The following is a 15211-nucleotide window of genomic DNA, read 5'->3' on the forward strand; positions in this document are numbered from 1 at the left end:
ACTAAAAACTCTCGCAGCAACTGAACGTTAAGCCTATGAAATACGATACTTCCGAGCTTTGTGACATCTACCAGGAAGATGTCAACGTCGTGGAACCGCTGTTCTCTAACTTTGGAGGACGGTCGTCGTTTGGTGGACAGATCATTACGGTAAAATGTTTCGAGGATAACGGGTTGCTCTACGATCTGCTCGAGCAGAATGGCCGTGGTCATATTCTCCTGATCGACGGCGGCGGCTCAGTACGACGCGCGTTAATTGACGCTGACCTGGCGCGTCTGGCCGTACAGAATGAATGGGAAGGGTTGGTGGTCTATGGCGCGGTGCGCCAGGTTGACGACCTTGAGGAACTGGATATCGGCATCCAGGCGCTGGCGGCCATTCCGGTCGGCGCGGCTGGCGAAGGCATCGGCGAAAGCGACGTGCGCGTCAATTTCGGCGGCGTGACCTTCTTCAGCGGCGACCATCTGTATGCCGATAACACCGGGATGATTCTGTCGGAAGACCCGCTGGATATCGAATAAACCTTGCGCCATAAAAAAGGCCTTCTCCATGAGAAGGCCTTTTGTTTATCCGGCGCGTAACTTAGTACAGTTTCTTCGCGCAATCCAGCCAGTCGTTCTTGAACGGACGCTTCATGTTCTCGATGGCATCGATGATGTCGTGGTGCACCAGCTTCTCGTTCTGGATGCCGACGCAACGGCCGCCATGGCCCTGCAGCAGCAGCTCAATCGCATAGGCGCCCATGCGGGAAGCCAGGATACGGTCGTAAGGAACCGGGGAACCGCCGCGCTGAATGTGGCCGAGGACGGTAGCGCGGGTTTCACGGCCGGTCTCTTTCTCGATGTAGCTTGCCAGCTCGTCAACGTCGCACATGTGCTCGGTGATCGCCACGATAGCGTGTTTCTTCCCTTTCGCGATGCCGGCTTTGATTTCCGCTACCAGATCGTCACGGGTATATTCCACTTCCGGCACCATGATGAACTCACAGCCGCCGGCAATCGCCGCCGCCAGAGTCAGGTCGCCACAGTAACGGCCCATCACTTCCACCACGGAGATACGTTGGTGCGAAGAGGAGGTGTCGCGCAGACGGTCAATCGCTTCCACCACGGTGCTCAGAGCGGTGAAGAAGCCGATGGTGTAGTCAGTGCCTTTGATATCGTTGTCGATGGTGCCCGGCAGGCCGATGCACGGGAAGCCCATCTCGGTCAGGCGCATCGCCCCCATATAGGACCCGTCACCACCGATAACCACCAGCGCGTCCAGGCCACGCTTCTTCATGTTTTCGATAGCCACTGCGCGGATGTGTTCTTCGCGGAATTCCGGGAAGCGAGCGGAGCCCAGGAAGGTGCCGCCGCGGTTGATCATGTCGGAAACGCTGTAACGGTCGAGCTGAACCATACGGTCTTCGTACAAGCCGAGGTAACCGTCATAGATTCCAAAAACTTCCAGACCTTCCGTTAATGCCGCGCGCACAACGCCACGAATTGCTGCGTTCATGCCCGGCGCATCACCGCCACTTGTCAACACACCGATTTTCTTAATCATGACTACCTCTGAACTTAGGAAGCAAAAAATAATTCTGTTGCCTGAAGCGCTCCCTCACCAGGAGTGCACGACGCTAATGACAATAGTATATCAAACGCCTCAAGCTGAATTGATTCAGGTCAGACCAAACGGCGGTAATTTATACAAAAAATGCCGAGCTGACCCACATTTTTACATCGAGTTTACAGACTATAACCTAACGCTCAAAAAAGCCCTGCTGCGCCGCCGGCACCACAGAACTGGGATCCTGATGGATAATGACATCGGAACCCGGGAAACGGCGCAGAATCGCCTGCTCCACCTGGTCTGCAATCACGTGGGCTTGCACCAGCGGGAGGTTATCTTCCATTTCCAAATGAATCTGAATAAAGCGGGTCGGCCCTGACTGCCGCGTTCGTAGATCGTGCGCCCCGCGGATGCCGGGCCATGCGGTCACGATGGTGATAATGTCCTGACGCTCCTCGTCAGGCAAAGCGCGGTCGAGTAACGACTGAACCGCCTCATAGCCCATCCGCAGCGCGCTATATAAAATATAGATGCCAATTCCTAAGGCAAACAACGCATCGGCGCGATGCCAGCCGTACCAGGAGAGGCCCAGCGCCACCAGAATGGCGCCGTTCATCATAACATCAGACTGATAATGAAGCATATCCGCCCGCACCGCCTGGCTTTGGGTTTTTCGCACCACCCAGCGCTGGAAGGTCACCAGCGCCAGCGTGCTGAACAGGGCAATCAACGTGACGACAACCCCGACGCCGGCAGCCTGTAGTGGCTCCGGACGCACCAGGTGCTGAATACCGGTAAGAAACAGAAACAGCGCCGAACCGGAGATAAACATGCTTTGCGCCAGCGCCGCCAGCGACTCCGCTTTGCCGTGGCCAAAGGTATGTTCTTCATCAGCAGGCTGCAGCGAATAGCGCACCACCAGCAGGTTGGTCAGCGAGGCGGCAATATCCACCAGCGAATCCACCAGCGCGGCCAGAATACTGACTGAACCGGTATACCACCACGCAAAAATTTTGATCAAAAGTAACGCGGAGGCCATCGCCGTCGCAGCGATAGCGGCGCGACTGACCAACCGGCCATAAGATTGATTCATATAGGCTCCTTCTCCTGCACTGCGCTTAGTATAACCTGAACTGGTGACGCTCACGGGACAGGCGAAGAAGTTGATTTGCCGAAAAAAGGGCAAAAAAAACCCCCACATCATGTGGGGGAAGACAGGGATGGTGTCTATGGCAAGGAAAACAGGGTTTGTTACTGGGGTTGCAGGGTGTTGCTACTACTCGAAAGCATCATCGCTGAGCCTTTCTGCGTCCTTGCAACCTCACGCAACTGATCCATACGTTGCTGGTGCTTAGCATTTAAAACCGCTTGCTGCTCTGGCGTAAGCAGGTGGAACATCTGGTTGCGGACCTTAGCCATCTCGACCTGGCGAGCAACCTGTTCCTGCGCCATCTTTTCTGCCTGAGCGCGCACAGCGTTTTCATCAAAATTTTCTGCGGTGACAAGGCGATGCATTGTCTCCATTTCGCTAACATTAACGGGGAGCCTGTCGTGGCGTGCCCGTTGCATAAGATCCCGTAACTGCTGACGTTGCTGCTCGGTTAAACTTATGCCGTCAAACATATGGCTCTGGCTACCGCGCTGTCCCCCTTCGTCTCCGGGGAGCCAGTTAACGCTGGTAACGACTTCAGCGGCCTGGCTATATGCACTTAGCGCCAGCGTTGAGGCCATGACGGCAGCGATAACATTGCGCATCACATACTCCCAAAACGTTTGTGTCGCGATTCAACGAGAGACAGTCTACGATTCAGGCTGCAAACATGCGTCAGGGGGTGTAAAACAACGTAAAGTCATGGATTAGCGGGCCTTGATGACGTAATTTCTGCCTCGGAGGTATTTAAACAATGAATAAAATCCTGTTAGTTGATGATGACCGGGAGCTCACCTCCCTGTTAAAAGAGCTGCTCGATATGGAAGGTTTTAACGTGCTGGTGGCCCATGATGGGGAACAGGCGCTGGCCCTTCTGGACGACAGCATTGATTTATTGCTGCTCGACGTAATGATGCCGAAGAAAAACGGTATCGATACGCTTAAAGAGCTGCGTCAGACACACCAGACTCCGGTTATCATGCTAACAGCGCGCGGGAGCGAGCTGGATCGCGTTCTCGGCCTCGAGCTGGGCGCAGATGACTATTTGCCTAAGCCGTTCAACGATCGCGAACTGGTGGCGCGTATACGCGCGATTCTGCGCCGTTCCCACTGGAGCGAACAGCAGCAGACGACCGAAGCCGGCTCGCCGACCCTGGAAGTGGATGCCTTAAGCCTCAATCCGGGCCGTCAGGAAGCCAATTTCGATGGCCAGACGCTGGAGCTCACCGGCACCGAGTTCACCCTGCTCTATCTGTTAGCGCAGCATCTCGGCCAGGTGGTGTCACGCGAACATTTAAGCCAGGAAGTGTTAGGCAAGCGCCTGACGCCGTTCGACCGCGCCATCGATATGCATATTTCCAACCTGCGGCGTAAGCTGCCGGAGCGCAAAGATGGCCATCCGTGGTTTAAAACGCTGCGTGGCCGCGGGTATCTGATGGTTTCCGCTTCATGATTGGAAGTTTGACTGCACGCATCTTCGCCATCTTCTGGCTCACGCTGGCGCTGGTGTTGATGCTGGTGCTGATGCTGCCCAAACTGGACTCCCGGCAGATGACCGAGCTGCTGGAAAGCGAGCAGCGTCAAGGCATCATGATCGAGCAGCACGTCGAGGCCGAGCTGGCCAACGATCCGCCAAACGACCTGATGTGGTGGCGTCGTCTGTTTCGCGCCATCGATAAATGGGCGCCTCCGGGTCAGCGCCTGCTGCTGGTCACCAGCGAAGGCCGCGTGATCGGCGCAGAACGCAACGAGATGCAGATCATTCGCAACTTTATCGGCCAGGCCGATAACGCCGATCATCCGCAGAAAAAACGCTATGGCCGCCTGGAAATGGTGGGCCCGTTCTCCGTCAGGGATGGGGAGGATAACTATCAGCTGTATCTGATCCGTCCCGCCAGCACCTCACAATCCGACTTTATCAACCTGCTGTTTGACCGGCCGCTGCTGCTGCTGATCGTCACAATGCTGGTTAGCGCCCCGCTGCTGCTGTGGCTGGCGTGGAGCCTGGCGAAACCGGCGCGTAAGCTGAAAAATGCCGCTGACGAGGTCGCCCAGGGCAACCTGCGGCAGCATCCGGAGCTGGAAGCCGGACCGCAGGAGTTTTTAGCCGCCGGCGCCAGCTTTAACCAGATGGTGACGGCCCTGGAGCGGATGATGACCAGCCAGCAACGGCTGCTGTCCGATATCTCGCACGAGCTGCGCACGCCGCTCACGCGCCTGCAGCTGGGCACCGCCCTGCTGCGCCGCCGCAGCGGTGAGAGCAAAGAGCTGGAGCGTATCGAAACTGAAGCGCACCGGCTGGACAGCATGATCAACGACCTGCTGGTGATGTCGCGCAATCAGGCGAAAAACGCCCTGGTGAGCGAGACGGTTAAAGCCAATCAGCTGTGGGGCGAAGTGCTGGACAACGCGGCGTTTGAAGCCGAGCAGATGGGTAAATCGTTCACCGTTGAGTATCCGCCGGGTCCGTGGCCGCTGTACGGTAACCCCAATGCGCTGGAAAGCGCGCTGGAGAATATCGTCCGCAACGCCCTGCGCTACTCGCACACCAAGATTTCCGTCAGCTTCTCAGTGGATAAAGACGGGATTACGGTTAACGTCGATGACGACGGCCCGGGAGTCAGCCCGGAGGATCGCGAGCAGATTTTCCGGCCATTCTACCGGACCGACGAGGCGCGCGACCGCGAGTCCGGCGGCACCGGCCTGGGGCTGGCGATTGTCGAAACCGCTATTCAGCAGCACCGTGGCTGGGTGAAGGCCGACGACAGCCCGCTGGGCGGTCTGCGCTTAACCCTCTGGCTGCCGCTGTATAAGCGGACCTGATTCTCCCGGCCTGCGCTTCGCCAGGCCGGGTTCGAAACGGGTAGCCCGGATAAGGCGCAACGCGCCGCCATCCGGGAAAGCGCACGGGAGCGCTATTTCCCCCACAATCGCCGTGAATTATCCTCGATCTTGCCGCTTAAACGCCGCTTCTGCATGGTTCGGCTCCAGCTCACCGACAGGCCCGCTGCCGACAATAAGCGGTGGTACTGATCGTCATCAAACGGCATATGCCAGGCAATCGCCCCGGCCTCACGGACGCTGACATCACTCAGGCGAGAGACCAGTTCGAGCGGCGCATCGCTGGAGACTTGCCCCCCGGCGATCACCCGGTACAACCAGCCGGTCTTCCCGCTGTTTTGCATCAGCTGCGCCATATCACCGATCGCAAAATGAAAGTTGAGCTTGAAGCACGGAGAGCGCGGCTGGGTGACCTGGATCAGCGCCTCGCCCCAGCGAAAGATATCGCCAATGTAGACGTTTTGTTCGGTGAGGCCGGTAGTGGAGAGGTTTTCGCCGAACGCCGGGGCGCAGAACCGATCGGCCTGCTGGGGGAATTCACGGATCCAGTCGGCATAGTGTTCGCGCGGATAGTGACACAGCGCGCGGTCCGGCCCGCCGTGTATTTTCTTCTCCGCCTGCTCATCCCCTTCGAGACCGAGATCGCCGAGCTGCAACTCGCCGTCAACCTGGATTTTGCCGATCGCGCTGGGACGACTGCCCGTGTAGTCCCTGATTTTGCCGACAAAGACATTCACCGGATAATGCATGTCTGCTCTCCTTGCTACCGATATAAAAAAAGCGAGCCATCAGACTCGCTTCTCTCTTAGCACATTGCAACCTTATTTTTTGGCGGCAAAACGCGCTGCAGCTTCGTCCCAGTTCACCACGTCCCAGAAGGCTTTGATGTAGTCCGGGCGACGGTTCTGGAATTTCAGGTAGTAAGCGTGTTCCCACACGTCCAGACCCAGGATCGGGAAGCCGGAAGCGCCGGAAATGGCTTCGCCCATCAGCGGGGAATCCTGGTTTGCGGTGGAGACAACGGCCAGTTTGTCACCTTTCAGGACCAGCCACGCCCAGCCGGAACCGAAACGGGTCGCAGCGGCTTTTTCGAATTCCGCTTTGAAGTTGTCCACAGAGCCGAAATCGCGCTCGATAGCCGCTTTCAGGTCGCCCTGCAGGGTGGTACCGGTTTTCAGGCCTTTCCAGAACAGGCTGTGGTTCGCGTGGCCGCCGGCGTTGTTACGCAGTACGGTTTTTTTGTCAGCCGGCAGCTGATCCAGCTTGGTGATCAGCTCTTCAGCGGACAGGTTAGCGAACTCCGGCAGGCTTTCCAGCGCGGCGTTGGCATTGTTCACGTAGGTCTGGTGGTGTTTGGTGTGATGGATCTCCATCGTCTGCTTGTCGAAGTGCGGTTCCAGAGCATCGTAAGCGTACGGCAGGGATGGCAGGGTATAGCTCATAATCATCTCCATTATTGTCGAGCGGCTCAAGTGTTAACGCCGCGTAAGCAGTTTGTCCATTATAGTTAATTAAATGGTATTGAAAATGCTTATCAATGCCGTATTTTTCATATGGATATAACCAGAAGAAATACCCGTCGTTTTGTGATGTAGAACAACTAATTAAGCCCATGGTTGCCAGAGTTCGCCATCCTGTGGCAACGTCCTGAAGGCGGCCAAAGCGGCTAATTTTTACACTCATCGCATCGGAAGCCGCCGTCTCCGATAAAAAAAGATGAGGATAAAATCAATGAACCACGCGATTACGATGGGTATTTTTTGGCATTTGATAGGGGCCGCCAGTGCCGCCTGTTTCTATGCCCCGTTCAAGAAAGTAAAACACTGGTCGTGGGAAACCATGTGGTCGGTCGGGGGGATCGTCTCCTGGCTGATCCTGCCCTGGGCCATCAGCGCCACCCTGTTACCCGATTTCTGGGCCTACTACCGCTCCTTTAACGCCTCCACGCTGCTGCCGGTCTTTCTGTTCGGCGCCATGTGGGGCATCGGTAATATCAACTATGGCCTGACCATGCGCTATCTCGGCATGTCGATGGGGATTGGCATCGCCATTGGCATCACGCTGATTGTCGGTACGCTGATGACGCCGATTATTAACGGTCAGTTTTCGGTGCTGATGCACACCCAGGGCGGTCAAATGACGCTGCTCGGCGTGCTGGTGGCGGTGGTTGGCGTTGGCATCGTCACCCGCGCGGGCCAGCTGAAAGAGCGCAAAATGGGCATCAAAGCCGAAGAGTTCAATCTGAAGAAAGGGCTTCTGCTGGCGGTGATGTGCGGTATCTTCTCGGCAGGGATGTCGTTCGCGATGAACGCCGCCAAACCGATGCATGATGCCGCCGCGGCGCTCGGCGTCGACCCGTTATATGCGGCGCTGCCAAGCTACGTGGTGATTATGGGCGGCGGGGCGCTGGTCAACCTTGGCTTCTGCTTTATTCGTCTGGCGAAAGTGAAGACCCTGTCAGTCAAAGCCGATTTCTCACTGGCCAAACCGCTCATCATCAGCAACCTGCTGCTTTCCGCCCTCGGCGGCCTGATGTGGTATCTCCAGTTCTTCTTCTATGCCTGGGGCCACGCCAGCATTCCGGCGCAGTATGACTATATGAGCTGGATGCTGCACATGAGTTTCTACGTACTGTGCGGCGGTCTGGTGGGTCTGGTGCTGAAAGAGTGGAACAACGCCGGTCGTCGTCCGGTGAGCGTCCTGAGCCTCGGCTGCGTGGTGATCATCATCGCCGCCAACATCGTCGGTCTGGGCATGGCCAGTTAAGCACCGGATCATCTGCCTGACAAAGACGATCTTCAGGCGGCGGCGCGACTGCGCTGCCGCCACTGACCCGGCGACATGCCGATTTCCCGGCTGAACACCACCGAAAAGTAGTTACTGTCCTCAAAGCCGCACTGCATGGCGATATCGCCGATTAAGCGCTCGGTATGCTGCAACAGATACTGCGCATGGCAGATCCGTAGCTGGCGTAAATAGTGATTGATGGTCATGCCGGTTTGCTGGCGAAATTGCTGCCGTAGCGCCCGCTCGCTGCCGCCCTCCTGCTCGCAGAAACGCTCCAGGACAAAGGGTCGGCTCAGGCTGGCCGCCAGCGCGGCCAGCAGTTTGTCCAACAGCGCTTCGCGCTGCGTTGCCGCCAGATTATCCGTTGCGTAGCGATGGCGCTGGAGGGTCAGCGCCAGCTGAGCAAACAGCAGCTCGGCCATCGCATTCCCCTGCGCATCGTGCCGGGAACACTCATGCTCAAGCTGGCTAATTACCTGGCGCGCCTGCGCCATACCGGTGCTGCCCATGCGCCAGTGGGGCTTCCACGGCGTGCCGAAGAGGCCAGGGATCGCCCCCGCCCAGTCGAAATTGAGCTGCAGCCGCTCCGGGCAATAGATGATGTTCTGCAGAACCAGATCGTTAACGGAAGCATAGGAGTGTTTATCTTCGGCGCGAATATAGAACAGATCGCCGCGGGTAATGCGCCAGGGACGGTCGTTGAGAACGTGCAGCCCGTTGCCCCGCCACACCAGCACCAGCTCGCAGAACTCATGAGTGTGTTCAGCGAAGACGTTTTGCGGGTAGCGGTCGGCCACCGCCACCGCCTGCGTGGCGGAAGGGAAAAACTCCTCTTTACGTAGAATCAGACCGGCCACGGCTCACACTCCCAACGCGGATAACGGCGCATTATTCGCGTTTTTGGTCCGCAATACGTTGACTCCTCTCGCGTTACTGAAGAATAGCGTCGCGCCCCTGGCGGATATCGCGCGGCGACCAGGAAAACTCGCGGCGAAAAAGCGTCGAAAAGTGGTTACTGTCGCCGAATCCGCAGCGATAGGCGATATCAGTCACGCTTTCATCGCTGTGGCGCAGCAGGTGGCGGGCTTTCATCAGGCGCACCCGGTTGAGATAGCGCTGCGGCGTCAGGCCGGTCTGCTGCTTCAGCTGGCGGTGTAGAGTACGCAGCGACAGCGAAAACTGCGCCGCCACCTCCTCCCAGCAGATCTCCTGCGCAAAATGGTCTTCCAGCCAGGCCAGCAGCTGATTCAGCCGCGCATCGTTGTTGGTGGCCTCTTCCGCAAGGCTGCTTTTCCGCAGCAGCACCAGCAGCTGCATAAACAGGATCTCACGGCTGGCGACGGCATGGGTATCCGTTTCGCTCCCCATGGCCTCCATCTGCGCCACGATATGCCGCACCTGCTGCAGGACCGTCTGGTTTACCCGCCAGTGCGACGGGTAGTTGCCCTCTTGCTCCTGGGGCAGCAGCTGGCTGACCCCGGCGAGAAAACGAAACGCATCCGGCGCGCGATAGAGCACGTTGGTCAGACACAGATTGTCCGTGTGCTCGTAAAGATGCCGGTCGTGATCGCGAATAAAGCAGACCGAGCCGCCGCCGATGGTATAAGGCTGGCCATTGAAGACGTGAATGCCCGTGCCCTGCTCCACGATGACAATTTCATGGAAATCATGGTGATGCTCCGGAAAGGCCGACTGAGGGAGGCGGGGTTCAATAGCCACCGTCGAGATCCCGGCCTTAAAGAAATCCGTACTGTGCAATATGGTCATGATGCCACCCTCGTAATGAGAAAAATTATCAGTCACCGGCTGATAGTAATGAAGGGTTGGCTATCCGGCCTTCAATTTTTGACCGCGAAATTCGTAAATCCTGCCGCTTTTTCAAGAATCAGCCGGAAAGATGCGGAACTGCGGACCCCATCACATCCTCCTCACCACCGCCCAAAACCGCAATTTGTGATTTTCCTCACGGTCACCTTTGCTTTCTTGCCAGCGGCCAGTTTCGGCTGTCCGTAGCGAGAAGGTGTTAATCAGCGCCCTTTTTTAGACTGCGGACAATGATTTTAAGAAGGGTCGTTCCATGAGTATTCGTCATTGTGTCGCCGTCGATTTAGGCGCCTCCAGCGGGCGGGTCATGCTCGCCAGCTATCAGTCCGGGCCGCGCGCCCTGACGCTGCGTGAAATTCATCGCTTCACCAACAGCCTGCAGAAGGTGGATGGCTTCGACTGCTGGGATCTCGATAGCCTCGAAGGCGAGATCCGCCGCGGGCTGGAGAAAGTGTGTGAGCAGGGCATCCTGATCGACAGCATCGGCATCGATACCTGGGGCGTGGATTATGTCCTGCTGGATAAGCAGGGTCAGCGCGTCGGGCTGCCGGTCTCCTATCGTGACGATCGCACCCAGGGCCTGCTACGTCACGCTGAAGAACAGCTGGGCCGGGCGGAGATCTATCGCCGCAGCGGCATTCAGTTTCTGCCGTTTAACACCCTTTATCAGCTGCGCGCCCTGGTGGAGCAGCAGCCGGAGCTGGTCAGTCAGGCCGCCCATGCCCTGCTGATCCCCGACTATTTCAGCTTCCGCCTGACCGGCAATCTGAACTGGGAATATACCAACGCCACCACCACCCAGCTGGTCAACATCCACAGCGATAGCTGGGATGAGACGCTGCTGAACTGGACCGGCGCGCCGCGCGAATGGTTCGGTGCGCCGACGCATCCCGGCAACGTTATCGGCCACTGGATTTGTCCGCAGGGCAATAGCATCCCGGTGGTCGCCGTCGCCAGCCACGACACCGCCAGCGCGGTGATCGCCTCCCCGCTGGCCGACCGCCACGCCGCCTATCTCTCCTCCGGGACCTGGTCGCTGATGGGGTTTGAAAGCCTGACCCCGTACACCTGCGACGCGGCGCTGCAGGCCAATATCACCAACGAAGGCGGGGCCGAAGGCCGCTATCGGGTGCTGAAAAATATTATGGGGCTGTGGCTGCTGCAGCGGGTGCTGAAAGAGCAAAACGTCAGCGACCTGCAGGGGCTAATCGCCCGCACCGCCGCGCTGCCGGCGTGCCGCTTCATCATTGACTGCAATGACGACCGCTTTATCAACCCGGCCAGTATGAGCGCCGAGATCCAGGCCGCCTGCCGCGGATCCGGTCAGCCGGTGCCTGACAGCGACGCCGAACTGGCGCGCTGCATTTTCGACAGCCTGGCGCTGCTCTACGCCCGGGTGCTTAACGAGCTGGCGGCGCTGCGCGGCCAGCCCTTCAGCCAGCTGCATATCGTCGGCGGCGGCTGCCAGAACGAACTGCTCAACCAGCTGTGCGCCGACGCCTGCGGGATCGTCGTCGTGGCCGGCCCGACAGAGGCCTCCACCCTCGGCAATATCGGCATCCAGCTAATGACCCTCGACGAGCTGGCCAGCGTCGATGAGTTTCGTCAGGTGGTGCGCGGCAACGCGTCCCTCACCACCTTTACCCCCAATCCTGATAGTGAAATTGCCCGTTTCGTGGCGCAGTTTCAGCCACAACAGACCAAGGAGCTTTGCGCATGACCACTCAACTTGAACAAGCCTGGGAAATTGCTAAGCAGCGCTACGCCGCCGTCGGCGTGGATGTCGAGGAGGCCCTGCGCCAGCTGGACCGTCTGCCCGTATCCATGCACTGCTGGCAGGGTGACGACGTCGCCGGGTTCGAAAATCCGGCGGGAAGCCTGACCGGCGGCATCCAGGCCACCGGCAACTACCCGGGCAAAGCGCGCAATGCTCAGGAGCTACGCGCCGACCTTGAGCAGGCGCTGAGCCTGATCCCGGGGCCAAAGCGTCTCAACCTGCACGCTATTTATCTGGAATCCGACGCGCCGGTGGCGCGCAATGAGATTAAGCCGGAGCACTTTAAAAACTGGGTTGAGTGGGCGAAAACCAACAAACTGGGGCTGGATTTCAACCCCTCCTGCTTCTCGCATCCGCTGAGCGCCGACGGCTTTACCCTGTCGCATGCCAATGATGAGATCCGCCAGTTCTGGATCGACCACTGCAAAGCCAGCCGCCGCGTATCCGCTTATTTTGGCGAACAGCTGGGCACCCCGTCGGTGATGAATATCTGGGTGCCGGACGGCATGAAGGATATTACCGTTGACCGCTTCGCGCCGCGCCAGCGGCTGCTGAACGCGCTCGATGAAGTCATCAGCGAAAAATTCGACCCGGCGCATCACATTGACGCTGTGGAGAGCAAGCTGTTCGGTATCGGCGCCGAAAGCTACACCGTCGGCTCCAACGAGTTCTATATGGGCTACGCCACCAGCCGCCAGACGGCGCTGTGCCTGGATGCCGGCCACTTCCACCCGACGGAGGTCATCTCCGACAAGATCTCCGCCGCCATGCTCTACATCCCGCGTCTGCTACTGCACGTCAGCCGCCCGGTGCGCTGGGACAGCGACCACGTGGTGCTGCTGGATGATGAGACCCAGGCCATCGCCAGCGAAATCATTCGCCATAACCTGTTTGACCGCGTGCACATCGGCCTCGACTTCTTCGATGCCTCCATCAACCGCATCGCGGCCTGGGTGATTGGTACCCGCAATATGAAAAAAGCGCTGCTGCGCGCCCTGCTGGAACCGACCGATCAGCTGCGCCAGCTGGAGAACGACGGCGATTACACCGCCCGCCTGGCGCTGCTCGAAGAGCAAAAATCCCTGCCGTGGCAGGCCATCTGGGAGATGTACTGCCAGCGTCACGACACGCCGGCGGGCAGCCAGTGGCTGGACAACGTGCGGGCTTATGAGAATGCGGTTCTGAGCCAGCGCGGGTAATGCACGGGCTTCCCCGGGTCGCGGCTGACGCCTTACCCGGGCTACGAACCGGTAGCCTGGATAAGCCGTTTACGGCGCAATCCGGGGGCACGCACATATTTAGGGTGAGGGGGTCAACCCCTCACCGAATCAACAGGAAAGACAAGACTATGCAGACCATTATCGACGCCTGGTTCGTCCAGGGCATGATCAAAGCCACCTCCGACGCCTGGCTGAAGGGCTGGGACGAGCGCAACGGCGGCAACCTGACGCTGCGTCTGGATGAGGCGGATATCGAACCTTACGTGGCGGATTTCCACGCTAAACCGCGCTATATCGCCCTCAGCCAGCCGATGCCAACCCTGGCTAACCAGCCGTTTATCGTCACCGGCTCCGGCAAATTCTTCCGTAATGTCCAGCTGGACCCGGCCGCTAACCTTGGCGTGGTGAAAGTCGACAGCGACGGCGCGGGATACCATATCCTGTGGGGTCTGACGGAGGATGCGGTGCCGACCTCCGAGCTGCCGGCACACTTCCTGTCGCACAGCGAGCGCATCAAACTGACCGACGGCAAGGACCGGGTGATCATGCACTGTCATGCCACCAACCTGATCGCCCTGACCTACGTCCTGGAGAACCACAGCGATCTGTTCACCCGCAAGCTGTGGGAAGGCAGCACCGAATGTCTGGTGGTGTTCCCGGACGGCGTCGGCATTCTGCCGTGGATGGTGCCAGGCACCGATGAAATCGGCCAGGCCACTGCGGAAACCATGCAAAAACACTCGCTGGTGCTGTGGCCGTTCCACGGCGTCTTCGGCAGCGGCCCAACCCTGGATGAGACCTTCGGCCTGATCGACACCGCCGAGAAGTCCGCCGAAGTGCTGGTGAAAGTCTTGTCCATGGGCGGTATGAAGCAGACCATCACTCGCGAAGAGCTTATCGCCCTTGGCAAACGCTTCAACGTGCAGCCGCTGCAGTCCGCGTTAGATCTTTATCCATAACAACATCGCGCCCCGCTCACCGAGACGGGGCGAAGCCTCACCTGCAAACCCTACAAAACTGACTCATGTGGAGTAAAAGCAATGAAAACAAAGACAAGCTTGATCCTCACCGTTGCCGCCCTGGCGTTGTCCGGTTCCGCCTTAGCAGAAGTCAAAATCGCCCTCGTGGCGAAATCGCTGGGAAATGGCTTCTTCGAAGCCGCCAACGTTGGCGCCCAACAGGCAGCCAAAGAGTTAGGTGATGTCAAAGTGATCTACACCGGCCCGACCACCACTACCGCCGAAGCGCAGATCGACGTGCTGAACGGGTTGATCGCCCAGGGGGTGGATGCGATCGCCATTTCCGCTAACGATCCGGACGCGGTGGTGCCGGTGCTGAAAAAAGCGATGCAGCGCGGCATCAAGGTGGTCTCGTGGGACTCCGGCGTGGCGCCGGCAGGCCGCCAGATCCATCTTAATCCCTCCAATAACGCCTTAATTGGCGAGACCAACGTCAAGCTCGCCGCCGATGCGCTGAAGGCGCTGAACGTGGCGAAGGGGGATGTGGCAGTGTTAAGCGCCACTCCGACCTCCACTAACCAGAATATCTGGATTGAGGAGATGAAAAAGGTGCTGCCGCAGTATCCGTCCGTACACCTTGTCACGGTCGCCTACGGTGACGATCTGTCGGATAAAAGCTACCGCGAAGCGGTGGGCCTGCTGAAATCATATCCGGACCTGAAAGTCATTGTTTCGCCGTCATCGGTGGGGATCGTTGCCGCCGCGCAGGCGGTGAAGGACCAGGGCAAAATCGGCAAAGTGTATGTCACCGGGCTGGGGCTGCCGTCGGAAATGGCCGGCGCGATCAAGTCTGGCGCCAGCAAAAGTTTCGCCATCTGGAACCCGATTGACCTGGGCTACGCCGCCACCTATCTGGCCGACGATTTAGTCAAAGGCACCGCGACCAAAACCGAAGCCAGTATGGGCAAGCTGGGCAAAGTGAAGCTGGATGCCGAGGGGAACGGCGCGATGGCCGAGCCGTTTGTCTACGATGCGAGCAACATCGATAAGTTCTCGAAGATTTTCTAACCCTTGTTCCCTCACCCCGGCCCTCTGCGCGATG

General features: G+C 58.5%; 15 protein-coding genes. 8 read left to right on the plus strand and 7 right to left on the minus strand.

What is annotated here, in order from left to right; translation table 11 throughout:
• Nucleotides 1-35 precede the first annotated feature (35 nt).
• Entirely contained in the window at nucleotides 36-521 is a 486-nt protein-coding gene (gene rraA / locus ACOI7D_RS24115) for a ribonuclease E activity regulator RraA (protein WP_002882913.1), read from the plus strand.
• Nucleotides 522-582: 61 nt separating this feature from the next.
• Here rraA and pfkA read toward each other — a convergent pair whose 3' ends face one another.
• The 3 genes from pfkA to cpxP all read right to left on the minus strand — a co-directional run bounded on the left by pfkA (nucleotide 583) and on the right by cpxP (nucleotide 3306).
• The gene (gene pfkA / locus ACOI7D_RS24120; RefSeq protein ID WP_002882911.1) at nucleotides 583-1545 is read right to left on the minus strand and encodes a 6-phosphofructokinase; all 963 of its coding nucleotides are present in this window, start codon (nucleotides 1543-1545) and stop codon (nucleotides 583-585) included.
• Nucleotides 1546-1741: 196 nt separating this feature from the next.
• On the minus strand, nucleotides 1742-2644 hold the full coding sequence (gene fieF / locus ACOI7D_RS24125) for a CDF family cation-efflux transporter FieF (RefSeq protein WP_008807873.1): 903 nt from the start codon (nucleotides 2642-2644) through the stop codon (nucleotides 1742-1744).
• 158 nt (nucleotides 2645-2802) lie between these two features.
• Nucleotides 2803-3306 (minus strand): cell-envelope stress modulator CpxP, encoded by a 504-nt coding sequence (gene cpxP, locus ACOI7D_RS24130; protein ID WP_049013705.1) that lies wholly within the window; start codon nucleotides 3304-3306, stop codon nucleotides 2803-2805.
• 149 nt (nucleotides 3307-3455) lie between these two features.
• Between cpxP and cpxR the strand changes: the two genes are divergently transcribed.
• Nucleotides 3456-4154 (plus strand): envelope stress response regulator transcription factor CpxR, encoded by a 699-nt coding sequence (gene cpxR / locus ACOI7D_RS24135; protein ID WP_004203671.1) that lies wholly within the window; start codon nucleotides 3456-3458, stop codon nucleotides 4152-4154.
• The gene (gene cpxA / locus ACOI7D_RS24140; RefSeq protein WP_008807874.1) at nucleotides 4151-5524 is read left to right on the plus strand and encodes an envelope stress sensor histidine kinase CpxA; all 1374 of its coding nucleotides are present in this window, start codon (nucleotides 4151-4153) and stop codon (nucleotides 5522-5524) included. Before cpxR ends, cpxA begins: the two co-directional genes overlap by 4 nt.
• A 92-nt stretch (nucleotides 5525-5616) precedes the next feature.
• On the opposite strand, the gene yiiM is transcribed toward cpxA, so the two are convergent.
• The gene (yiiM, locus tag ACOI7D_RS24145) at nucleotides 5617-6291 is read right to left on the minus strand and encodes a 6-hydroxyaminopurine reductase (RefSeq protein WP_109546770.1); all 675 of its coding nucleotides are present in this window, start codon (nucleotides 6289-6291) and stop codon (nucleotides 5617-5619) included.
• Nucleotides 6292-6363: 72 nt separating this feature from the next.
• Nucleotides 6364-6984 carry a superoxide dismutase [Mn] gene (gene sodA / locus ACOI7D_RS24150; RefSeq protein WP_004203668.1) on the minus strand — a complete coding sequence of 207 codons (621 nt, stop codon included), beginning with the start codon at nucleotides 6982-6984 and terminating at the stop codon, nucleotides 6364-6366.
• A 289-nt stretch (nucleotides 6985-7273) separates the two neighbouring features.
• On the opposite strand from sodA, the gene rhaT reads away from it, so the two are divergent.
• Nucleotides 7274-8308 (plus strand): L-rhamnose/proton symporter RhaT, encoded by a 1035-nt coding sequence (gene rhaT, locus ACOI7D_RS24155; RefSeq protein ID WP_023291524.1) that lies wholly within the window; start codon nucleotides 7274-7276, stop codon nucleotides 8306-8308.
• A 32-nt stretch (nucleotides 8309-8340) separates the two neighbouring features.
• On the opposite strand, the gene rhaR is transcribed toward rhaT, so the two are convergent.
• Nucleotides 8341-9186: an HTH-type transcriptional activator RhaR gene (gene rhaR, locus ACOI7D_RS24160; RefSeq protein WP_004203666.1), complete on the minus strand. Its 846-nt coding sequence runs from the start codon at nucleotides 9184-9186 to the stop codon at nucleotides 8341-8343.
• A gap of 73 nt (nucleotides 9187-9259) precedes the next feature.
• Complete coding sequence (rhaS, locus tag ACOI7D_RS24165) at nucleotides 9260-10096, minus strand: HTH-type transcriptional activator RhaS (protein ID WP_004203665.1); 837 nt, start codon at nucleotides 10094-10096, stop codon at nucleotides 9260-9262.
• Nucleotides 10097-10406: 310 nt separating this feature from the next.
• Here rhaS (ACOI7D_RS24165) and rhaB point away from each other — a divergent pair, with 310 nt between their 5' ends.
• The 4 genes from rhaB (at nucleotide 10407) to rhaS (ACOI7D_RS24185) (ending at nucleotide 15177) form a co-directional block, all read left to right on the plus strand.
• A complete protein-coding gene (rhaB, locus tag ACOI7D_RS24170) occupies nucleotides 10407-11873 on the plus strand; it encodes a rhamnulokinase (protein ID WP_109546771.1) in 1467 nt (488 codons plus the stop codon).
• Nucleotides 11870-13129: an L-rhamnose isomerase gene (locus ACOI7D_RS24175; protein WP_087849055.1), complete on the plus strand. Its 1260-nt coding sequence runs from the start codon at nucleotides 11870-11872 to the stop codon at nucleotides 13127-13129. Before rhaB ends, ACOI7D_RS24175 begins: the two co-directional genes overlap by 4 nt.
• A gap of 149 nt (nucleotides 13130-13278) precedes the next feature.
• Nucleotides 13279-14109: a rhamnulose-1-phosphate aldolase gene (rhaD, locus tag ACOI7D_RS24180; protein WP_050534179.1), complete on the plus strand. Its 831-nt coding sequence runs from the start codon at nucleotides 13279-13281 to the stop codon at nucleotides 14107-14109.
• An 81-nt stretch (nucleotides 14110-14190) separates the two neighbouring features.
• Nucleotides 14191-15177 carry a rhamnose ABC transporter substrate-binding protein gene (rhaS, locus tag ACOI7D_RS24185; protein ID WP_087824561.1) on the plus strand — a complete coding sequence of 329 codons (987 nt, stop codon included), beginning with the start codon at nucleotides 14191-14193 and terminating at the stop codon, nucleotides 15175-15177.
• Nucleotides 15178-15211: the final 34 nt, after the last annotated feature.

It is taken from the genome of Klebsiella sp. C360 (genome assembly GCF_048822415.1).
Taxonomy (GTDB): Bacteria; Pseudomonadota; Gammaproteobacteria; order Enterobacterales; family Enterobacteriaceae; genus Klebsiella; species Klebsiella quasipneumoniae.